The organism is Mycolicibacterium chengduense, assembly GCF_033741155.1.
Lineage (GTDB): Bacteria > Actinomycetota > Actinomycetes > Mycobacteriales > Mycobacteriaceae > Mycobacterium.
On sequence record NZ_JAWQNH010000002.1, the window covers coordinates 677,034 to 698,886 of the forward strand.

At 68.4% G+C, this 21,853-nt stretch carries 19 protein-coding genes; 10 read left to right on the forward strand and 9 right to left on the reverse strand.

The window, feature by feature from the left end; genetic code table 11:
* Window positions 1–6 precede the first annotated feature (6 nt).
* The 6 genes from SBI67_RS08760 to SBI67_RS08785 all read left to right on the forward strand — a co-directional run bounded on the left by SBI67_RS08760 (window position 7) and on the right by SBI67_RS08785 (window position 3,887).
* Window positions 7–255: a EutN/CcmL family microcompartment protein gene (locus SBI67_RS08760; RefSeq protein WP_318980169.1), complete on the forward strand. Its 249-nt coding sequence runs from the start codon at window positions 7–9 to the stop codon at window positions 253–255.
* A gap of 12 nt (window positions 256–267) precedes the next feature.
* Entirely contained in the window at window positions 268–549 is a 282-nt protein-coding gene (locus SBI67_RS08765; protein ID WP_266047499.1) for a BMC domain-containing protein, read from the forward strand.
* 2 nt (window positions 550–551) lie between these two features.
* A complete protein-coding gene (locus SBI67_RS08770; protein WP_318980170.1) occupies window positions 552–1,217 on the forward strand; it encodes a microcompartment protein in 666 nt (221 codons plus the stop codon).
* Between the two features lie 35 nt (window positions 1,218–1,252).
* Window positions 1,253–2,233 carry a phosphotransferase enzyme family protein gene (locus SBI67_RS08775; RefSeq protein ID WP_318980488.1) on the forward strand — a complete coding sequence of 327 codons (981 nt, stop codon included), beginning with the start codon at window positions 1,253–1,255 and terminating at the stop codon, window positions 2,231–2,233.
* Window positions 2,234–2,273: 40 nt separating this feature from the next.
* On the forward strand, window positions 2,274–3,053 hold the full coding sequence (gene fabG, locus SBI67_RS08780; RefSeq protein ID WP_318980171.1) for a 3-oxoacyl-ACP reductase FabG: 780 nt from the start codon (window positions 2,274–2,276) through the stop codon (window positions 3,051–3,053).
* A 69-nt stretch (window positions 3,054–3,122) separates the two neighbouring features.
* On the forward strand, window positions 3,123–3,887 hold the full coding sequence (locus SBI67_RS08785) for a GntR family transcriptional regulator (protein WP_318980172.1): 765 nt from the start codon (window positions 3,123–3,125) through the stop codon (window positions 3,885–3,887).
* Here the strand turns inward: SBI67_RS08785 and SBI67_RS08790 are convergent.
* The 4 genes from SBI67_RS08790 to fadD4 all read right to left on the reverse strand — a co-directional run bounded on the left by SBI67_RS08790 (window position 3,862) and on the right by fadD4 (window position 8,383).
* Window positions 3,862–5,175, reverse strand: a complete 1,314-nt coding sequence (locus tag SBI67_RS08790) for an amidohydrolase family protein (protein ID WP_318980173.1) — start codon at window positions 5,173–5,175, stop codon at window positions 3,862–3,864. The genes SBI67_RS08785 and SBI67_RS08790 overlap by 26 nt on opposite strands.
* A 78-nt stretch (window positions 5,176–5,253) precedes the next feature.
* A complete protein-coding gene (locus tag SBI67_RS08795; RefSeq protein ID WP_266047494.1) occupies window positions 5,254–5,619 on the reverse strand; it encodes an ArsR/SmtB family transcription factor in 366 nt (121 codons plus the stop codon).
* Window positions 5,570–6,814, reverse strand: coding sequence for an MFS transporter (locus SBI67_RS08800; RefSeq protein WP_318980174.1), 1,245 nt, complete (start codon window positions 6,812–6,814; stop codon window positions 5,570–5,572). The genes SBI67_RS08795 and SBI67_RS08800 overlap by 50 nt, the downstream gene beginning before the upstream one ends.
* Window positions 6,815–6,862: 48 nt before the next feature.
* Window positions 6,863–8,383 carry a fatty-acid--CoA ligase FadD4 gene (gene fadD4 / locus SBI67_RS08805; protein WP_318980175.1) on the reverse strand — a complete coding sequence of 507 codons (1,521 nt, stop codon included), beginning with the start codon at window positions 8,381–8,383 and terminating at the stop codon, window positions 6,863–6,865.
* Between the two features lie 159 nt (window positions 8,384–8,542).
* Here fadD4 and SBI67_RS08810 point away from each other — a divergent pair, with 159 nt between their 5' ends.
* Window positions 8,543–9,919, forward strand: coding sequence for an NAD(P)H-binding protein (locus SBI67_RS08810; RefSeq protein WP_318980176.1), 1,377 nt, complete (start codon window positions 8,543–8,545; stop codon window positions 9,917–9,919).
* Between the two features lie 16 nt (window positions 9,920–9,935).
* Here SBI67_RS08810 and SBI67_RS08815 read toward each other — a convergent pair whose 3' ends face one another.
* From SBI67_RS08815 to SBI67_RS08830, 4 genes are all read right to left on the reverse strand, one after another.
* Window positions 9,936–11,213, reverse strand: coding sequence for a calcium:cation antiporter family protein (locus tag SBI67_RS08815; protein ID WP_413232426.1), 1,278 nt, complete (start codon window positions 11,211–11,213; stop codon window positions 9,936–9,938).
* Window positions 11,214–11,620: 407 nt separating this feature from the next.
* Window positions 11,621–13,447: a phosphoenolpyruvate carboxykinase (GTP) gene (locus SBI67_RS08820; protein WP_318980177.1), complete on the reverse strand. Its 1,827-nt coding sequence runs from the start codon at window positions 13,445–13,447 to the stop codon at window positions 11,621–11,623.
* A gap of 167 nt (window positions 13,448–13,614) precedes the next feature.
* A complete protein-coding gene (locus SBI67_RS08825; RefSeq protein WP_318980178.1) occupies window positions 13,615–15,060 on the reverse strand; it encodes a hypothetical protein in 1,446 nt (481 codons plus the stop codon).
* Complete coding sequence (locus SBI67_RS08830) at window positions 15,057–15,908, reverse strand: hypothetical protein (RefSeq protein ID WP_318980179.1); 852 nt, start codon at window positions 15,906–15,908, stop codon at window positions 15,057–15,059. The genes SBI67_RS08825 and SBI67_RS08830 overlap by 4 nt, the downstream gene beginning before the upstream one ends.
* 228 nt (window positions 15,909–16,136) lie before the next feature.
* Here SBI67_RS08830 and trmB point away from each other — a divergent pair, with 228 nt between their 5' ends.
* Genes trmB through mmpL3 form a run of 3 tightly spaced genes read left to right on the forward strand, consistent with a single transcriptional unit; the run spans window position 16,137 to window position 20,650 of the window.
* On the forward strand, window positions 16,137–16,961 hold the full coding sequence (trmB, locus tag SBI67_RS08835) for a tRNA (guanosine(46)-N7)-methyltransferase TrmB (RefSeq protein ID WP_318980180.1): 825 nt from the start codon (window positions 16,137–16,139) through the stop codon (window positions 16,959–16,961).
* A gap of 17 nt (window positions 16,962–16,978) precedes the next feature.
* On the forward strand, window positions 16,979–17,704 hold the full coding sequence (locus tag SBI67_RS08840; RefSeq protein WP_318980181.1) for an NYN domain-containing protein: 726 nt from the start codon (window positions 16,979–16,981) through the stop codon (window positions 17,702–17,704).
* Between the two features lie 54 nt (window positions 17,705–17,758).
* Window positions 17,759–20,650: a trehalose monomycolate exporter MmpL3 gene (mmpL3, locus tag SBI67_RS08845; protein WP_318980182.1), complete on the forward strand. Its 2,892-nt coding sequence runs from the start codon at window positions 17,759–17,761 to the stop codon at window positions 20,648–20,650.
* On the opposite strand, the gene SBI67_RS08850 is transcribed toward mmpL3, so the two are convergent.
* Window positions 20,647–21,801, reverse strand: a complete 1,155-nt coding sequence (locus tag SBI67_RS08850) for an AI-2E family transporter (RefSeq protein ID WP_318980183.1) — start codon at window positions 21,799–21,801, stop codon at window positions 20,647–20,649. The genes mmpL3 and SBI67_RS08850 overlap by 4 nt on opposite strands.
* Between the last annotated feature and the right edge of the window lie 52 nt (window positions 21,802–21,853).

Below are 21,853 nucleotides of genomic sequence, written 5' to 3' on the forward strand. Positions count from 1 at the left end.
GCGGAAATGATATCAGCGACCGTGACCGGCAACGTCTGGTCCACTCGCCGCGTCGACGGTATCCCGGCCGGCGCGTTCCTGGAGGTCCAGGTCGACGGCGGCGCCAGCCTGATCGCCTTCGACGTGCTGGGCACCGGTGTCGGCGAGCGGGTGCTGATCGCCCAGGGCTCGGTGGCATCGAGCTGGTTCACCGGCACCCCGCCACCAGTGGATGCCCTCATCATCGGATCCATCGATACCAATCCCAACAAATAAGGAGATAAGTTCATGTCCAGCAACGCAATCGGCCTCATCGAAACCAAGGGCTACGTGGCCGCGCTCGCCGCTGCCGACGCCATGGTCAAGGCCGCCAACGTGACTATCACCGACCGCCAGCAGGTGGGTGACGGTCTGGTCGCCGTCATCGTCACCGGTGAGGTGGGTGCGGTGAAGGCCGCCACCGAGGCCGGCGCCGAAACCGCCTCGCAGGTGGGCGAACTGGTCAGCGTGCACGTCATCCCGCGCCCGCACGGTGAGCTCGGCGCCCACTTCTCGCTCGCCAGCAAGTAGCCATGCCGACCGAAGCACAGGAGAGCACGCGGATCCGCACCCAGATCCGCGTCTACCTGCTGGTGCAGGATCTGCAGCGACAGTTCGCCGCCTATCTGGGCACCCCGACCCGGGCCAGGGGGTATCCCCCCTACGCGGGCGACCACGCCCTCATCGTGGAGGTGTCGCCGGCGCTGGCGATCGAGCGGGTGATCGACCTGGCGCTGCGTGAGGTGCCCGGCATCCAACCGGGAATCCTCTACGTGGAGCGGCAGTTCGGTGTGCTGGAGATCCACTCGGCCGATCTCGACGAGGTACGCCGGGCCGGGGCGGCGATCCTGGCGGGCACCGGTAACAAGGCCTCCGACCAGCTCCGCCCCCGGGTGCTCTATCACGACATCATCACCGATATCACCGACCAGCACGCGGTGATCCTGAACCGCAACCGGCAGGCATCGATGATCCTGCCCGGCCAGTCGCTGTTGGTGTACGAGATGACCCCGGCGCTGTTCGCCGCTGTCGCGGCGAACGAGGCCGAACGCGTGGCGCCCGGACTTACCGTGGTGGATGTGCAGATGATCGGGGCGGCCGGCCGGCTCTACATCGGCGGCAGCACCGCCGATGTGACGGTCGCCCGCGATCACATCACCGAGGTACTGGCCGGGATCGACGGGCAGGAGCAGTCGTGAGCATCACCGACGACCGGGCGGTGGCCGAACAGGCCATGGCGCAGTACGACATCTCCGCCGATGCCGAACTGCGGTTGCTCAACCTGTCCGAGAACGCCACCTATCTGGTCACCGACGGCGAGGCCCAGTCGATCCTGCGGGTGCACCGGCAGGACTACCATCTGCCGCACGAGATCGAATCGGAGCTGGACTGGCTGGCCGCGCTGCAGGCCGACAGCGATGTCACGGTCCCCACCGTGCTCCCGGCCAAGGACGGCCGCCGAGTGGTCACCGTGGACGACCCTGCCGCCCACGGGACACCACGCCACGTCGTCCATTTCGGCATGGTCGGCGGGGTCGAGCCGGACGAGAACGCCCTCACGGCGCAGGATTTCCACACCCTGGGCCGCATCACCGCGGCGCTGCACGACCACGCCAGGGGCTGGCAGCGGCCGGCCGGTTTCGGCCGGTTCGCCTGGGATTGGGAACACAGTCTGGGCGGTACCCCGCGGTGGGGCCGGTGGGAGGACGCCCACGGGGTGGGGCCGGCCGAGCGGTCCGTGCTGGAGCAGGCCCAGGCCCTGCTACTGGACCGGCTGTCGGCGTACGGCACCGGGCCGGACGTGTACGGGCTGATCCATGCCGACCTGCGGCTGGCCAACCTGCTGGTGGACACCGCCGCCGGAGACCAGATCACCGTCATCGACTTCGACGACTGCGGATTCGGCTGGTATTTCTACGATTTCGGCACCGCGGTGTCGTTCATCGAGGACGATCCGGCGCTACCGGAATGGCAGGCCGCGTGGGTCGCCGGGTACCGCGACTTCTCCCGTCGCTCCGGCACGCGCCGCGAGCTGTCGACCGCCGACGAGGACATGCTGGCCTCGTTCGTGCTGCTGCGCCGGCTGCTGCTGCTGGCCTGGATGGGCAGCCACAGCCACTCCAGGGAATCCGCCACCAAGGCGGTCAGCTACACCGCGGGCAGCTGCACGCTGGCCGAACGCTACCTGAGTTCCGCCGGCCGCACATTGCACTGACCGACTGCCGAGCTGGCACCACATCTGAAGGGCACCAACCATGTTCACCTCACTGCAGGGCCGCACCGCCGTCGTCACCGGAGGTAGCAAGGGCATCGGCCGAGGTATCGCCGAAACCTTCGCCAACGCCGGGGTCAACGTCGTCATCACCGGCCGCAATTCCGACGATCTGGACCGCACCGTCGCGGCCCTGGCCGGCGCTCCCGGCACGGTCAGCGCCATCAGCGCCGACGTGTCCGATCCCGCCGACTCCCGCCGCGTGGTGACCGAGGCAGCGCAGCGCCACGGCGGCGTCGACATTGTGTGCGCCAACGCGGGTATCTTCCCGTCCGGCCGGCTGGAGGATCTCACCCCCGACGATATCGAGGCCGTGCTTGCGGTGAACTTCAAGGGCACCGTGTACATCGTGCAAGCGGCCCTGGCCGCCCTCGCCGCCAGTGGCCACGGCCGGGTGATCATCACCTCTTCGATCACCGGACCGATCACCGGTTACCCCGGCTGGTCGCATTACGGTGCCAGTAAGGCCGCACAGCTGGGCTTCCTGCGCACCGCGGCGATGGAGCTGGCACCCAAGCGCATCACCGTCAACGCGGTGCTGCCGGGCAACATCGTCACCGAGGGGCTCGGTGAAATGGGCCAGGAATATCTCGACCAAATGGCCTCCGCGGTACCGGCCGGCCGGCTGGGTTCGGTGGCCGACATCGGCAACGCAGCACTCTTCTTCGCCACCGACGAGGCCGCCTACATCACCGGTCAGTCGCTGGTGGTCGATGGTGGCCAGATCTTGCCCGAATCGCACCTGGCTATCGCCGAACTCTGATACACGTACGGTTAGAATTGGATATACCAATACGACCGTCGGGATATCACGGCTGAGCAAGGGGGCACGGTGGCAACTCACAGCGAAGAGTTGCGGCGCCGGATCGTCGGAGACGTCAATGCCGGCACCCCCGGCTCCAAACTGGGCAGCGAGCGCGATCTGGCCGAACGCTACGGAACCAGCCGGTCCAGCCTGCGCCAGGTGCTCGCCGCGCTGGAGGAGGCCGGCCTGGTGCACCGGGTGATCGGCCGGGCCGGTGGCATCTTCATCAGCCACGGGCAGGTGGAACGCAATCTGGCCGATGTGGTGGGTGTACCGGCGTTCCTCGCCCATCAGGGCTATATCGCCGGCACGCGAGTGCTGTCCACCAAGATCGGAATTCCCGACCACGCCACCCAGCACGCCCTGAAGCTCGGTCCCACCGATTACGTCGTCGAAGTGCAACGTGTCCGGTTGGCCGACGGGTCACCGATCTCCTTGGAGCACGCCCAATTTCCTGCCGACACCGTGCCCGGCCTGCTCGAGCAACCGCTGCGCGGCTCCCTTTACGAGATCCTAGAGTCCGAGTACGGCCTGACCGCGGGCCGGGCCGTCGAACGCATCGAGGCGGTGAGCGCCACCGATGACGAGGCAGCGCTGCTGGGCATCAAATCGAAGGCGGCGCTGCTGCTCATCACCCGCGTGACACACGACCAGAACGGCACCCCCTACGAGTACTCCCGTGACCTGTTCCGCGGCGACCGCACCGCGCTGTCGGTCACCGCGCAGGGCCGCGGACTGACCGGGGCCGACGCCGAGCCGGCGTCGATCACGCTGCAACGCCAGACGGGCTGATCACCTCACCGTCGATCACGGTGGCAGCCACCAGTTTTGCATCCAGGTCACGCAACACATCGGCGGGCGCAGCGCTGAGCACGCACAGATCGGCCGGCTGACCGGGCGCGACCGCACGCGCCGAGGTGGGCTCTGTCGCCGTGCCGAGGAAAAGCTCAAGCGCCGTGCGGGCATCGATGCGCTCGTCGGGACCCAGCACCGCTCCGGATGCGGTGCTGCGGTGCACGGCGGCCCGCACCGCCGCCCACGGGTCGCCGTCCCCGAACGGCATATCGGTGGAAAGCGCCACCGGCACACCGGCTTCCAGCAAGGAAGCCAGTCGCCACAACTGGTGATGCTCGTCGACGGGTACGTCGGCCAGATACTGGTCACCGCGCTCGGCGACGAAGTTCGGCTGGGTCACCACGGTGACGCCGAGAGCGGCCAGCACCTCGAGCTGATCGTCGGGCACCACCGCGGCATGCTCGATGCGATCACCGGGGTGCACGCCGGCGTCGCCGAGGGCGGCCAGGCTCACCACCAGCTGTGCTGCGGTCACACAGTGCAGCGCCACCGGAGCTTCTTCGTCGTGCCTGCGCCCGATCCAGGCGGTCAACGCGCCCAGGTCCAGATCGTCGTCATGCAGGATGCGCTTGCCCGGCGCGAGATGGTGCACGTGCTGGCGCAGCCCGCCGCGGCGGTGCACCTCGGTCAGCAGGACCATGTCGGTGACATCGAGATCCGGTGTGGCATCGGTGATTCCGGTGACGCCGTAACTGGTCAGCCGAGCGCTGAGGGCGTCGACGGACGTGTCACGCCGCTTGAGGGCGTCCGACCAGGACCGGTCGGCGCTGCGCAGCCGCCCGTCGGGGTGATCGGCCAGACCGACGGCCGCCAGGCCGGCCGAATTGAGCGTCCACAGCACGCCGCTGCGATGCTGGACGCGCACCGGCACCTCCGGTGCCAGCGTGTCGAGTACGCGCCGGTCCAGTGGTCCGGCCACCGCCTCGTGATAGCCGACGGCCCTGATCCAGCCGTCGTCGCCGACCGCGGCATTGCCCAGAACCTGCGCCAGGTCGTCATGGTCGTGCACCTCGCCGACGCCGACCCGCACCGAGTCCGCTGCGGCCGCCGCCGAATGCACGTGCACGTGGTGATCGTGCAGGCCGGGGAGCACCAGCCCCAGCGCGGCGTCGAGCACCTGTTCCCCCGCGACGGGCGCCAGTGTGGGGGCCACCTCGTCGATCCGGGCTCCGACCCGGATGTCGACGACGCTGCCGTCCAGCAGGCTTGCACGCCGAATCAGCATGACACGGACCACCTTTCCTCGACCACTGGTGCCAGGACCACTACTGCCAGGACCATCGGCGGTCGGCACAGTTGTATCTCAGGGATGCGCAGGCTCCCCCGTCACCTGATGGTCGGCATGGTTGAGGCCCTCCTGAACCAGCCGGCTCAGGTGGCCGTCGCGCAGCCGGTAGAACACCCGCCGGCCGTCCTTACGCGTCTCGACCAGTCGGGCGAACCGCAGTTTGGCCAGGTGTTGGCTGATCGAGGTGCGCGACGCGCCGGTTGCCTCGGCCAGCGCGGTGACATCGGCTTCGCCCTGGGCCAGCAGCCACAGCAGGTGCAGGCGGGTGCGGTCGGCCAGCATGCGGAAGGTCTCGCTGGCGATATCGAGCCGCTGCCCGTCCGGCGCGACCTCATGGACCAGCGAGGGCTGCGGCCCGCGCGGGAGTGGATCCCTGCTCATCGGCCGTCCCGCCTCTCCGCACCATCCGCGTCGCGGCGATCGCCGCGAATGTAGCGAGAATAGCGAGAATTCCGGCGGCCACCGCTTGATCCGCCTCCGCGCCGACCCACCCGGCCACCGGATAGGTGATCAGGAACCCGGCATGCGAGAGCGAGAATTGCGCGGTGAACACCGCCGTGGACTGTTCACCGGCATGGCGGCGCAACAGTCGCCCGGCCGGCGTGTTGATCATCGACGTCGCCGCGCCCAGCGCGATCCACAGCACCATCAACGCGGCCCAGCCCACCGACCCGATCGCCAGCAGCACGGCCGTCGCGACCAGTCCCGCCGCCGCCAGCGCCGCACCGCCGAGCATCACGGCGCGATCGGCCACCCGGCCCAGCACGACCGGGATCAGCAGGGCCAGCGCCATCGACCCGGCCCCGTAGCAGGCCAGCAGCAATGCCACGTCGGAGTTTGCACCGCCGAGCAGGCCGCGCACGTACACCACGGTGTTGACCACCACCAGTCCGGTGGCCGCGGCCACCACCACGTTCATCGCCAGTAGGGCCCGAAGTTCGCGGCTGCGCACCATGATCCGGGCGCCGACGGTGATCCGCGACAGCAGCGGTGCGCAGGGTCCGGTGGCCGGCCGGCGTGGAATCGCGGTGCCCAGCACCAATGTCAGTGACACCAGGAATCCGGCGCCGGTGCCCGCGAACAGACCGTGATAGCTGACGACGGTGAGCAGTGCCGCCGCCAGCAGCGGGCTGAGCACCGCCTCCAGGTCATAGGCCAGCCGGGACAACGCCAGGGCGCGGGTGTACTGGCGTTCGTCGGGCAGCACGTCGGCGATGACGGATTGGAACGTCGGGGTGAACGTCGCGGACGCGGCTTGCAGGACGAACACCAGCAGATAGATCTGCCACACCTGGTCTACCCAGGGCAGTGCCAAGGCCACCAGCGCACGCACGATATCTGCCCCGGCCAGCACGGTCTTGCGGGGCAGCCGCACCGTCAGACCCGACATGACGGGGGCGACGAACACGTACGCGATCATCTTGATGGCCAGCGCGGTACTCAGGACCGCACCAGCCGCCCCGCCGGCCAGGTCGAAGGCGAGCAGACCGAGCGCAACGGTGAGCAGCCCGGTTCCGGCCAGGGCCGTCACCTGCGCGGTGTAAAGCCGCCGGAAGACGCGGTGGCGCAGGATCATGCGCCCAGTATGCCGTATATGTGCGCAATTGCGCACATATACGTGGCGTCACGAGTACTTGCTGATCAGCTCCTGCTTGTAGAGCTTGCCGGTATCGGTGCGCGGCAGTTGCGCCTCGAACGAGATGGACCGCGGGCACTTGTAGTGCGCCAGCTTGTCCCGCAGCCAGCCGAGCAACTCCCGGCCGAATTCCTCGGTGGCGTCCGCCGGGTCGACGGTCTGCACCACACCCTTGACGGCCTGGCCCATCTCCTCGTCGGGGATGCCGAACACCGCGGCGTCCATCACCTTGGGATGGGTGACGAGCATGTTCTCGGCTTCCTGCGGATAGATGTTCACGCCGCCGGAGATGATCATGTGGTGCCGCCGGTCGGTGAGGTAGAGGTAACCGTCGTCGTCCAGGTAGCCGATGTCGCCGACGGTCAGCCAGCCGTGCGTGTTGCGCGAGGACGCCGTCTTGCCGGGGTCGTTGAGATACTCGAAGTCGTTGCCGCCTTCGAAGTAGATCTCACCCGGCTGTCCCGGCGGCAACTCGTTGCCGTCCTCGTCCAGGATGTGGATGGCGCCGACCATCGGCTTGCCCACCGAACCGGGGTGGGTCAACCACTCCTCGGCGCTGATCAGAGTCGAGCCGATGGCTTCCGATGAGGCGTAGTACTCGTCGACGATGGGCCCCCACCAATCGATCATCTGCTTCTTGATCTCCACCGGACACGGGGCGGCGGCGTGCATGACCCGCTTGAGGGACGAGATGTCATAGGACTCGCGCACCGATGCCGGCAGCTTGAGCATCCTGGTGAACATCACCGGCACGAATTGCCCATGTGTGACACCGTGTTTCGCGATGGCCTCGAGCGTGCCCTCGGGATCGAACTTCTCCATCACCACCACGGTCAACCCACCGGCGAGGGCGTTGAGCGACCACACCGACGGGGCGGTGTGATACAGCGGCGCGGGGCTGAGGTAGACGGCGTCGGGCCCCATCCAGTACTCGACGAGCATGGCCATCATGCCCGGCACCTCCGACGGGGGCAGGTGCGGCAACGCGCGCTTGATGCCCTTCGGCCGGCCGGTGGTGCCCGATGAGTACTGCAGCAGATCACCCTCGATCTCGTCGGCGATCGGCGTCTCGGGCAGATCCTGCACGGCTTGCGGGTAGTTCGCCCAGCCGTCCAGATCGTCGGCGGTGGTCAGCAGGACGTCGGGCAGTCCGGCCGGCAGGTGCTCGGCCAGGGCGGCACAGGTGTCCCGTAGTGCCGCCGACGCGACGATCGCCTTGGCCGCGCTGTTGTCGATGATGTAGGCCGCTTCGGCAGCGGTCAGGTGCGTATTGAGGGGTACGTAGTACAGACCGCATCGGCGCGCCGCCCACATGATCGTGTGCATGTGTTCGGTGTTCTCCATGAGGATCGCGACCGCGTCACCCTCCTGCAGGCCGCGGCTGCGGAAATAGTGCGCGAGCTGATTCGCCCGGGCTTCCATCTGACCGAACGTGACCACGGTGCCGGCCGGGTAGAGGATGACGGCCGGCTTGTCGGGTGTCGCGAGCGCGGTTTCACGGATCTGCATGGGCTGACTCTACGATGCCGCGTTTGACACCTGTCAAGAGGTGGCCCCCGCCACATCCGACCACCTTCTGTGGATGCGCGGGTTTGGGCGTGCCGATGTGGTGGAATACCGATCTGCTTGCTCGATGCTCTGCCCCACCCGAGGCCCGCAAGGAGACCAGTGACGGACGACAGGCCGCTTCGAGTGCTGGTCACCGGTGCCACCGGGTATATCGGTGCGCGCCTGGTGCCGCGGCTGGTGGACGCCGGTCATCAGGTCAGGGTGCTGGTCCGCGACCCCGACAAGATCAGGAACGTGCCGTGGGTTGCCGATGTGCAGGTGTTCCGCGGCGATCTGCTGCAGCCGGACACGCTGGACGACGCTCTCGCCGACGTCGACGTCGTCTACTACCTGGTGCATTCGATGAACAGCCACGGCGGGTTCCTGGACAAGGAAACCCGCAGCGCCACCAACGTCGCCGAGGCGGCCAAGCGGGCCGGCGTGCGCCGCATCGTCTACCTCGGCGGCCTGCACGCCGACTCGGGTCAGTTGTCGACGCATCTGCGCTCGCGCACGCAGGTGGGCCAGATCCTCATCGATTCCGGCGTGCCCACCATGGTGCTCCAGGCCGGCGTGGTGATCGGCTCGGGCTCGGCCTCTTTCGAGATGATCCGGCACCTGACCAACCGGCTCCCGGTGATGACCACACCACGCTGGGTGAACAACCACATCCAGCCGATCGCGGTCCGCGACGTGCTGTACTACCTGATCGCCGCGGCCGATGCGGACCTGGCCGGCAGCCGTACCTACGACATCGGCGGCCCCGACGTGCTCCGGTACGGCGAGATGATGCAGATCTATGCCGAAGTGGCCGGCCTGGCCCGGCGCCGCATCTTGGTGCTGCCGGTCCTCACTCCCAAGCTGGCCGGGCTGTGGATCGATCTGGTGACACCCGTTCCGGGCAGCATCGGCCGGGCTCTGATCGAATCGCTGAGCACCGATGCCGTCGCCAAGGAACACGACATCGACGCCGTCATCCCACCGCCGCCGGGCGGACCGACCGACTACCGCCAGGCCGTCGCGCTCGCGCTGCGCCACGCCGCCGACGGCGAGGTGGAGCCGACGTGGACGACCATCCCGGCTACCGTGGCGCCGTCGGACCCGTTGCCGTCGGATCCGGACTGGGCGGGCGAGATCGTCTACACGGACGACCGCACGGCGCAGTGCGCCGGCACCGTCGAACAGACCTGGGCCAGACTGCACTCCCGTGTCGCCGCCGCCACCCCGGGCACCTTCGCGGTCGGCCCTGGCCGCAACCACCGGCACATCGACCGGAGCACCGACAACCGCGTGCTGCGGGTACGGATAGCCGGCCGCGCCCCCGGCGGGGCCTGGCTGGAATGGACATTGCAACCCGCCGGTGACGACCGCACCACGGTTCGCCAGCGAGCCATCTACTTTCCCAAAGGTCTTGCCGGCCAGGCATATTGGTATGCGACGCGCAAACTGCAGCAAAAAGCGCTGGAAACCGAGTTACACCGGCTGCTCACCACCTGACCGGCCACCGCTTGCACTATCGCGGCAGGCTCGAAACAGCCTGCCGCCCAACGGAATCCGGCTCGTTCGGCTCATCGGTCACGCCGACGAAGGGCGCCCGCGCGGCGGCCAACAGGGCGCGCCGATTGACGGCCATTGCCGCCACCGCCAGCGCGGCGTACACCCCGCACAACACCAGCCGTCCCCCGGTCGAGGTGATCGGGAACTGCACCAGGAACAACGCCAGCAGCAGCCACGCCGTGTTCCGGTGGAAGCGCAGCGACAGAATCAAGGCGATACCCATCATGGTCTGCGTGGCGGTCAGCAGCACCTCTTCGATCTGGCGGCCGTCCAGCACCAGAGCGGATCCGCCGCCACCGGCGAGGTAGGCGATGGGGAGCGAGCCCATCAGCAGCGTCCACTGGTTCACCTTCGACGAGATGAGGGTCGCGATTGCCGCGGTGCCCTTGCCACGGGCGGCGAAGATGATCGCGATGATGAACTCCGGCGCCTCCGACGCCAGCGGCGCCAGCCACTGCACCAGCAGGAACCGGTCGATGCCCAGCTCGGTACCCGCGCCGATCAGGCTCTCGGCGAAAGGCTCCGCACAGGCCAGGATCACCGCGCCGGCGATGACGAACAGTGCGACGACGGTGCGCCGGCGGGCGCGTGTGGACAGCGCCCCGATGGCCGCGGCGGTGCCGATCAGGTCGGGCTCTTCCACATCACCACGGGTGAGCTTGTAGAGGTAGAACCCGAACCAGGCCAGCAGGGCAACGCCCAGCACCAGGTGAATCCGCCCGGTGGCCGGGATGACGAAGGCCACCACACCCGCGATCAGCAGAAACCCGAGTTCGACACGGTTTCCCGGCTCGAGTGCCATGCTCCTGGTCTGCCGCCCCGTCGAGCCGGGTGCGGCGACGCGCCGGGCCACCCAGAGCCCGACGAGCACCACCACCGGCCAACCGACACCCATCAGCAACCGGTTCGAGCCGGTCATATTCGCCGCCGCGTACTGCACGTATTCGGGATTGCTGCCCGCGGTGTAGGCGTAGTACAGGTCCACCGCATATTCCGGCAGCACCGCAATGAGCGCCAGCACGGCGATGGCAAGCCCGCCGGACACGTCGATCTGGGCGGCTTCGGCGGCCCAGGCCAGCAGGAAGCTGGCGGCCACCACGGCGGCACCGTAGATCACCAGCGCCACAATCGGATTCGGGTGCAGACCGGCGATCCGCACCACCAGGGCGGGAATGATGAACACGAGAGTGGCGGCGGACGACGTGATGAGCGTCCGGGCGCGGGGTGTGGTCACGTGGGCGAGTCCTCGATCTGTGCGCGGCCCGGGTTGACATCGACGGCGACGAAACCTCGGGCCGACAACGGTCATGTCGGCCGAAGGTCTCGCTCGCCGGATATGGGATCCGGTGGCGGGCCGGGCTGCTCGCGCTGCCGGTGTGTCGACCCGTCCGCATCGCGCCGGACCTGCCGGCGGTCAGGAACTACTCCCCTTCGCTGACCGAGACCCTACCCGCTCCCGCGATCGTCCAGCAACTTAGCGAGGCTACAAATTTACGGCGTCAACGATCCTGAATTTGCTGCTCACAGACCCTGTAACCCTGAGTTCGTGTCTGCGAACTAATTCTTACGGCTAACCGGTGCGAGCAACAAAAAAACCGCCCCCGACGGTGTCGGGGGCGGTTTGGTGAGCTGTGCGTCCGATCAGTCGGACTCGGCCAGCCGGGTCTTCAGCGCGTCGAACTCGTCCTTGATGCCCGTGGGGAGCTTCTCGCCGACGAACTCGAACCATTCGTCGATCAGCGGCACCTCGGCCCGCCATTCGTCGGCATTGACGGCCAGCGCCTCGTCGACATCGGCGGCATCCACGTCCAGGCCGGCCAGATCGAGGTCGGCCGCGGTGGGCACGATGCCGATCGGGGTCGACTTGCCGTCGGCCTTGTGCTCGATGCGTTCGACGGCCCACTTGAGCACGCGGCTGTTCTCGCCGAAGCCCGGCCACAGGAAGCGGCCGTCGTCCCCGCGGCGGAACCAGTTCACGAAGAAGATCTTCGGCATCTTGGATTCGTCGGCGTTCTTGCCGATGTTGATCCAGTGCTGGAAGTAGTCGCCGACGTTGTAGCCGAGGAACGGCAACATGGCCATCGGGTCGCGCCGGACGGTGCCGACCTTGCCCTCGGCCGCGGCGGTCTGCTCCGAGCCGAGGGTGGCGCCGATGAACACGCCGTGCTGCCAGTCGCGGGCCTGGGTGATCAGGGGCACCGTGGTCTTGCGGCGACCGCCGAACAGGATCGCCGAGATCGGCACACCCTGCGGGTCGTCCCACTCCGGGGCCACCGACGGGCACTGCGAGATGGGGGTGCAGTAACGCGAGTTCGGGTGCGCCGCCTTGTCTTCGGACTCCCGGTACCAGTCCTGGCCCTTCCAGTCGATCAGGTGGTCGGGATCGCCCTCCAGCCCCTCCCACCAGACGTCACCGTCGTCGGTCTTGGCGACGTTGGTGAAGACGGTGTTGCCCGCGGCGATGGTCTTCATGGCGTTCGGGTTGGACGACCAGTTGGTGCCCGGCGCGACGCCGAAGAAGCCGAACTCCGGGTTGACGGCGTACAGCCGGCCGTCCTTGCCGAACCGCATCCAGGCGATGTCGTCGCCGACGGTCTCGGCGCGCCAGCCGGGGATGGTGGGCTGCAGCATGGCGAGGTTGGTCTTCCCGCATGCGGACGGGAACGCGGCGGCGATGTAGTACGCCTTGTTCTCCGGCGAGATCAGCTTGAGGATCAGCATGTGCTCGGCGAGCCAGCCCTCGTCGTGGGCCATGGCCGACGCGATCCGCAGCGAGTAGCACTTCTTGCCGAGCAGGGCGTTACCGCCATAGCCGGACCCGAAGCTCCAGATCTCCCGGGTCTCCGGGAAGTGGCTGATGTACTTGGTGTCGTTGCACGGCCACGGCACGTCCTGCTGACCGGGCTCCAGCGGGGCGCCGATGGAGTGCAGTGCCTTGACGAAGAAGCCGTCGTCGCCGATCTTCGCCAGCGCCGCCGCACCCATCCGGGTCATGGTGCGCATCGAGACGACGACGTACTCGGAGTCGGTGATCTCGACGCCGAGCTTGGGGTCCTCGGCGTCCAGCGGGCCCATGCAGAACGGCACGACCCACATCGTGCGACCGCGCATGCTGCCGCGGTACAGCTCGGTCATGATGCCGCGCATCTCGGCGGGCGCCATCCAGTTGTTGGTGGGGCCGGCGTCGACCTCACGCTCGGAACAGATGAAGGTGCGCGACTCCACCCGGGCCACATCGGACGGGTCGGACAGCGCCAGGTAGGAGTTCGGCTGCTTCTCCGGGTTCAGCTTCTGGAACGTGCCGACCTCGACCAGCTGCGCCGCCAAGCGCTCGTATTCCTCGTCGGAGCCATCGGCGAAAACCACCCGGTCCGGCTGCGTCAGCTCCGCAACCTCCTGGACCCAGGCCAACAGCCCCTGATGTTTGGTCGGTGCACTGTCGAGACCGGGAATGGTCGCTGAGGTCATCTAATATCTCCTGCGTAGGTTACGCGCCGGTAGCATCGGCGATAACTGATAGGTCACGGTCGTCCCTATGGAGAGGTTAACGCCCGTGACATACCCGTGGTGAATCGGAACAATGTCCGATCACTCACAAGAACGATTCAGATACGCCCCTGAACCGCTGTTCTGTATTACCCACTTTCCAACCCGGCACAAACCGTGGCCAGCGCGGTGCGCAGCCGTGGCAGTTCGCGCTGACCCGCGGCCGCCGACCGCGCGCTGCACGCCGCGATATCGCCGAGTTCGGCGTCGATCCGCTCGATACGGCGCGCCAGTTCCGCCGCCGCACGTTCGTCTTGAGCGGCGGCCTGCCCCGTGAACGCCACCTCGGCCGTCAACACCCGGTGCGCGACGCGCTGCTCGGTGGCATCCCGCAACCGTGCGGTGACCTCTCCGATCCAGCGATCCACCACGGCGCGGTCGTGCAGCACACTGCGGATCCCGATCACCCAGACCGTCAGCAGCAGACCAGCGACCGCGCCGACCCCCACCCCCAGCGCGGTGAACCCCGGCGCCAGACCGGCGAACAGCCGGCTGACGGCGAAGGCGGCACCCAGGCCGAAACCCGCGCCGAGCACCATCATCAACCGGGTCTCCAACGCCCTGGACCGCAGCGCCGGAGCGCCGGCCGCCGGTACCGGCGCGGCCTGCGGCACTTCCGGTACGGACAGGCCGAGTTCGCCGGCGACATCGGTCAGGTGCTCGGTGATGCCGTCGTCCACCTCGGCGACCACCTCGGCGCAGCGCCGGTGCACATAGGACACCAGCCGCTCGGTGCGCCGGCCGTTCCAGTCGGCCACATCCTCGGACAGCTCGGTGCGCACCGAGGCACAGCGGTTCCTGGCGAAATAGCCCAACTGGACCCGAGCCTGCTGCACCTGGCTGCGCAGGGCGATATTGCGCTGTGACCGCTGCAGCCGCCTGTCCCGCAGCAGCTCGTCCCGCTCGGCCCGCAACTGCACCGCCCGACCCTCCCGCGGTTGCACGCAGGACAGCTCGTCGATCCGCGTGGTGAGGTGGGTTTCCCACGCCCGCAACCGGTTTCGATGCGGTCCTGCGGTGTCGGCGAGACACCCGGACAACACCTCCACCAGCTCGTCGAGCGACGGTTCACCCGCCTCGGGTGCCGCGGCGGCACCGACCCACGGCATGCCGGTATAACGGTGCGACCGGGCGGCCACCGCATCACGATCGGCGGCCAGCACCGCACGCCAGTCGCGATGGACGTCGGTCTTGGTCACCACCCCGACCACCACATCGGTATGCCGGGCCGCGGCGTCCAGCAACACCGCATCCGAGTCGGTCAGCGGGGCCACCGCGGACACCGCGAAAACGACAGCCGACGGCGCCTGGCCCGGCGGCAGCTCACCGCTCTCGACGAAGGTCCGGTGGGGCATCCGGTCCCGCAGCGCCGCGGCCAACGCCGACACACCGGCCAGCCACGGGCCCGCGACCAGCACGACGTCGCGGTGCACCATCGTCGGCGGATCGATGCCCTCAGGGATGCCGGTCAGCTTCGGCATGGGTTCCTGCTCCGCCTCCTCGGCGGTCGTCTGCGCCGCCTCCTTGGCGGTCATCTGCGCGCCGCCAGCCGCAGCGATCCCCTGGTCAGCGCGCTGGCACAACGTCGGTGCAGCGAGTTCAGCGGCCCGCGGCCGTACCGGCTCCAGTGCTGCGGGTCGGTGTTCGAAGTGACCGTCAACCCGTCGGCACGCAGCACCTCGGCCGCCGCTGTCATCTCCGCCAGCACCACCGGGTCCGAGGCCAGCAGTTCCCATAGCGCGGCGCTGCCGGATCGCACCGCCAGCGTCCGCACCTCGGTGAGCGCGGCGTGCAGGCGCCGGTAGCGCTGCGCGGCCGTCACCGCATCGAGCGCTGCGAGCACGTCGTCGAGGCCGCTGAGCTCGCGCATCAGGTCCGGCAGCGACGCCGGGTCCGCGCCGGCCCGCAGCGCCGCGGTGAGCGCGGTGATGCCGAACCGGTCCAGCACCGCCAGGAGCCGACCGCGGGTCACGGCGTCGACGGGGTGCGCCGCGGCGGTCACCGCGTCGGTCGAGGACAGCTCCGGTGGGTCGTCGGCCATCGCCCGCAGCGCGCCGACCAGCTCCCCGCCCGCCGGCACGGTCGCCGCGGCGACCGCCAGCAGGGCATTCATCGGTACCGTCGGCCGTCCGGTGCGGGCCCGCACCGCGGCGACCTGACCTGTCAGCGCCACGCCGAGCAGATCCTGCTTGTTGAGCACCACCAGGGTGTTCGGGCCGCACCGGGCCAGATCCTCGGGTTTGACGGTCTCGGCCACCACCAGCACGGCGGCGTCGGCCGGGCCGCTGACGACGGTGCGGCCCGCGTGCCCCAGTGCGGCGGTCACCGTGGCACATCCGGTGCCGCGGCGGCCGGTCACGCCGACCCGGATCGGTCGGTTCAACCGGTGCAGAATCGGGTCAAGCCGGGATTCGCCGGTTTCCGCGGCGAAGGCCGCCAAGACGTCGGCGAGAATGACCGGCTCCTTACCTCATGAGTCGCACTGACACCAATTCCCACTTCACATGGTGACACCGCGCCGACCTCCCCGCGAACGGTGTTTTCCCGCACAGGCCACCCTCGGCAACTGTTGGGTATCAATCTGCACCACGATGCAGGTAGATCGGCCTGGATGAGCGACGATGGACCGATGCATGCCCAGCGCGAGGAAGCCGGCCACGAGCTGTCGGATTCGGGCACCTCGAGCCGGAACACCACCGACGGTCCGCACCACAGCTCCGAGCAGAAACATCACCATCGGCGCGTCAGCAGCTTCCGCAACCGGCGCTCCACCCTCAGCGGTAACCAGCAGGAGCTGTGGGAGCAGCGCTGGCCCGAGCTCGGGGCCGAGGCCCGCGACGCCGCCGGTCGCCCGCTGACCCGCGATATCGCCCAGTGGTTCGGGCGCACCGCCCCGGTGGTGTTGGAGATCGGCTGCGGTACCGGCATCTCGACGCTGGCCATGGCGATCGAGGAGCCGCACCTGGACGTGGTGGCGGTAGAGGTCTACCGGCGCGGGCTGGCCCAGCTGCTCGGTGCCATCGACCGCAATGACCTCACCAACATCCGGCTGATCCGCGGCGACGGTGTCGACGTACTGGAGCACATTTTCGGTACGGCGTCGTTGACCGGTGTGCGGATCTTCTTCCCGGACCCGTGGCCGAAGGCGCGTCATCACAAGCGGCGGCTGCTGCAACCCGAGACGGTGGCACTGATCGCCGACCGGTTGGCGCCGGGCGGCGTGCTGCACGCCGCCACCGACCACGCCGAGTACGCCGAGCAGATCGCCGAGGTGGGTGACGCCGAACCGAGGCTGCGCCGTGCCCACGACGCCGACCTGGCCGCGTTGCCCATCTCCGTCCAGCGACCCGAGACCAAGTACGAGGGCAAGGGTTTGCGGGCCGGGCGCGATATCGCCGAGCTGGTGTGGGTACGTACCCATGGAATGACGGAGTGAGCAGAGGTGACCGGCCGATGAGCATCGCAACCGACATTCCGGCGGCACCAGAGATCTCGGCACCCGCCGAGGAGGTGCCCACCCCGGTGATCCGGAAGGTGCTGCTGGTCTGGGATGCGCCCAATCTGGACATGGGATTGGGTTCCATCCTCGGTGGCCGGCCGACGGCCGCGCACCGTCCGCGGTTCGACGCCCTCGGCCGCTGGTTGCTGCAGCGCACCGCCGACATCTCGGCCACCGCCGCGCCCGCGCCGGACTCCGGGGCAGAAGCCCAGCCCGACGTGCTGGTCGAACCCGAAGCCACCGTCTTCACCAACATCGCCCCTGGTAGCGCCGATGTCGTCCGCCCCTGGGTGGAGGCACTGCGTAACGTGGGGTTCGCGGTTTTCGCCAAACCCAAGGTCGACGAAGACAGCGACGTCGACAGCGACATGCTCAGCCATATCGCGCTGCGCCGCAGCGAGGGCCTGGCCGGGCTGGTGGTGGCATCGGCCGACGGTCAGGCGTTCCGGGCGCCGCTGGAAGAGATTGCTCACGACGGCGTTCCCGTGCAGGTGCTCGGATTTCGCGAACATGCCAGTTGGGCGTTAGCGTCGGATACCTTGGAGTTTGTCGACCTGGAGGACATCGCAGGTGTCTTCCGGGAGCCGCTACCGCGAATCGGCCTTGATTCGCTGCCCGAGCAGGGCGCTTGGCTGCAGCCCTTCCGGCCGCTGTCCGCGCTTTTGACCTCGCGCTTATAGACAATAGAAGTGATACGCGCGCGCAGCGTGACCAGAACATATTAAGGAGTTGACGTGTTCGCCTGGTGGGGTCGAACGGTGTACCGATTCCGATACATAGTGATCGGTGTCCTGGTCGCACTGTGCCTTGGTGGCGGCTTGTTCGGGGCGAGCCTCGGGCAGCACGTCACGCAGAGTGGTTTCTACGACAACGGCAGTGAGTCGGTCCGGGCATCCACACTGGCCGACGAGGTATACGGCCGCGACCGCACCAGCCACGTCGTCGCCATCCTGACGCCGCCGGATGACAAGTTGGTCACCGACAAGGATTGGCAGAAGAAGGTCGTCGGGGAACTGGACCAGGTGGTCAAGGACCACCCGGATCAGATCGTCGGCTGGGTCGGCTGGCTCAAGGCCCCGGACACCACCGATCCCACGGTCAGCCAGATGAAGACCCAAGATCTTCGGCACACCTTCATCAGCGTCCCGCTCAAGGGCGACGACGACGACACGATCCTGAAGAACTACCAAGCCATCGAACCCGACCTGAAGAAGGTCAACGGCGGTGATATCAAACTCGCCGGCCTGAACCCGCTGGCCAGCGAGTTGACCGGAACCATCGGCACCGACCAGGCCCGCGCGGAGATCGCGATCGTCCCGCTGGTGGCGGTGGTGCTGTTCTTCGTCTTCGGCGGCGCCGTCGCGGCCGCGCTGCCCGCCATCATCGGCGGCCTGACCATCGCCGGTGCGCTCGGCATCTTGCGGTTGACCGCCGAGTTCGGGCCGGTGCACTTCTTCGCCCAGCCGGTGGTCACCATGATGGGCTTCGGTATCGCCATCGACTACGGGTTGTTCGTGGTGAGCCGGTTCCGAGAGGAACTGGCCGAGGGCTACGACATCGAGGCTTCGGTCCGCCGGTCGGTGATGACCGCCGGACGCACGGTGGCGTTCTCCTCGGTGATCATCGTGGCGTCCTCGTTGCCGTTGCTGCTGATCCCGCTGGGCTTCCTGAAGTCGATCACCTACGCGATCATCGCCTCGGTGCTGCTGGCGGCATTCCTGTCCATCACGGTATTGCCGGCGACCCTTGCCATCCTCGGCACCAATGTCGACGCGCTCGGGGTGCGTACCCTGCTGCGGATCCCGTTCCTGGCCAACTGGCCGTTCTCCCGCAAGATCATCGACTGGTTCATCGAGAAGACCCAGAAGACCAAGACCCGCGAAGAGGTCGAGAAGGGCTTCTGGGGCCGACTGGTCAACATCGTGATGAAGCGGCCCATCGCCTTCGCGGCGCCGATCCTGATCATCATGACGCTGCTGGTCATCCCGATCGGCCAGTTGGCGCTAGGCGGCCTGAGCGAGAAGTACCTGCCGCCGGACAACCCGGTCCGGATGGCCCAGGAGCAGTTCGACAAGGAATTCTCCAGCTTCCGCACCGAGCCGCTGACGTTGGTGATCAAGTCCGACAACGGCGAGCCGATCACCGATCAGCAGCTGGCCGCGGTGCGCGCCGAGGCGCAGGCCATCTCCGGGTTCGCCGGCAGCGACAACCCGTCGAAGATGTGGCAGGAGCGCTCCGCGCAGGAGAGCGGGTCCAAGGATCCGTCGGTCCGGGTGATCCAGAACGGCCTGGTCAACAGCTCCACCGCACCCAAGAAGATCCAGGAGCTGCGGGCGCTGACCCCGCCCCGGGGCACCACCATCATGGTCGGCGGCACCCAGGCGCTGGCCCAGGACAGCATCCTGACGCTGTTCGACAAGCTGCCGCTGATGGTGGTGATCCTGGTGATCACCACGACGATCCTGATGTTCCTGGCGTTCGGCTCGTTGGTGCTGCCGATCAAGGCGGCATTGATGAGCGCGCTCACGCTCGGATCGACGATGGGCATCCTGACGTGGATGTTCGTCGAGGGCGGCCATGGTTCCGGGTTGTTCAACTACACCCCGCAGCCGCTGTTCGCCCCGATGATCGGCCTGATCATCGCCGTGATCTGGGGTCTGTCCACCGACTACGAGGTGTTCCTGGTGTCCCGGATGGTGGAGGCCCGCGAGCGTGGCCTGTCCACCGCCGAGGCCATCCGCATCGGCACCGCCACCACCGGCCGGCTCATCACCGGCGCCGCGTTGGTGCTGGCCGTGGTGGTCGCGGCGTTCGCGTTCTCCGACCTGGTGGTGATGAAGTACCTGGCCTTCGGCCTGCTCATCGCGCTGCTGCTGGACGCCACCGTCATCCGGATGTTCCTGGTGCCGGCGATCATGAAGCTGCTGGGCGACGACTGCTGGTGGGCACCGCAGTGGATGAAGCGGGTGCAGGAACGTATCGGGCTCGGCGAGGTGGAACTGCCCGACGAGCGCAAACGGCCCACCGTGCGCGACCCGAACGAGCCGGCTCCGGACCCCGCCGCACTGGTCGGCGCCGGCGCCCCGATGCAGGCCCTGCCCGCCCACGATCCCACCCACCCCGCGCCGGCAGCGCCGGCCGGTGGCCGTCCCCCGGCCCCGCCGGTGCGCCCGGCCGGACCGTCGGCGGCGGGCACGACGCGGATCCCGACCACCGGGAGCCCCGCGCCCGAGCCGCCCACCACCCGGTTCGCCGCGCAGCCGGACTCCCCGGCGACCGTGGCCATCGACGCGGCCCGCAACGCGGTCAACGCCGCCGGTACCGAGCGGACCCGCCGCGGCGAGCCCAGTCGGGACAAGCGGGAGATCGAGTCGTGGCTCGGTGACCTGCGCAGCAGCGGTAGCAGCGCGCAGCCGCCGCGGCCGTCGGCGCAGCCCACGGTCGCGATGGGTGACCCGGCAGGTAACGCGCCGACCACCGCCATCCCGACGCAGCGGGACGCGGATGCCACCGAGAAGCTGGACACCTCCAAGATCCGCGACACCGAGGCCGGTGACGACGCGCCGACGCGCCGCAGCGGCGGGCTCAGCGCGGCCGATCTGTTGCGCCGGGAGGGCCGGCTCTAACCGGAGCCGGTCCCGGCATCGGGATCGGGATCGGACGGTACGGCGGGAGTTTGCGCCGCGATCGCGGCGGCTTCGGTGTCCGGGTCGGTCGCCAGCAGCACCCGCACGGCGCTGTTGAGCACCGCGACGATCGGCACCGCCAGCAGCGCACCGACGATACCGGCCAGCACACCACCGCCGGCGATGGCCAGCACCACGGCCAGCGGGTGCACCGAGACCGCGCGGCCCATCACGATCGGTTGCAGCACATGGGCTTCCAGCTGCTGCACCGCGATGATGAGGCCCAGGGTGATCAGGGCGTACACCCAGCCCTTGGCGATCAACGCGACGATCACCGCGATACCACCGGTCAGCACCGCACCTACCAAGGGTATGAACGCGCCGAGGAACACCAGCGACGCCAGGGGTAGCGCGAGCGGCACCCCCATGATGGCCAGCCCGGTGCCGATCCCGACGGCGTCCACCAGTGCCACCAGGCAGGTGGCCCGCACGTAGCCGATCAGGGAGCGGAATCCCGCCCGCCCGGCATCGCGGACCCGGTCGCGCACCGTTACCGGGAACACCTTGGTGACGAAGGCGAAGATGTCGCGACCGCCGTTGAGCAGGAAGATCAGCGTGAACAGCACCAGCAGGGCGCCGGTGACGATCTCGGTGATAGTGCCCGCGGTGGACAGCGCGCCGCTGGTCAATTTGGCCTGGTTCTCCCGCAGCGCGGTGATCACCGAGTCGCCGGCGTGGTCGATCTGGTCCTTGCTCAGATGGGCAGGGCCCTCGATCAACCAGACCCGCAAGCCGTCGATACTGCGCGTCACCTGCTCGACGAGATCTGGTGCGCCACTGATGAATTGACTCACAACGAAGGTCATGATGCCGCCCACCACGGCGATCGCACCGAGGATCACCGACGCCACCGCGGCGCCGCGCGGCACCCGACGTGCGACCAGCAGATCCACCGCCGGCATCAGCAGTGCGGCCATCATGGCGGCCAGCGCCACCGGCACGAAGATCAGTTCCAGGTGGGTGATCACCCACAGCAGCGAGACCAGCGCCGCACCGATGACGAGCAGCCGCCACGACCAGGCGGCCGCCTTACGGACCAGGGGGCTGACCGACTCGTCGGCCATGGGGTCGACGCTGGGTAACAGGCTCATGCGGATGAGCGTAACGGCGCGCCGCGCCCGTCCAACGTACGTTTCGGCACGA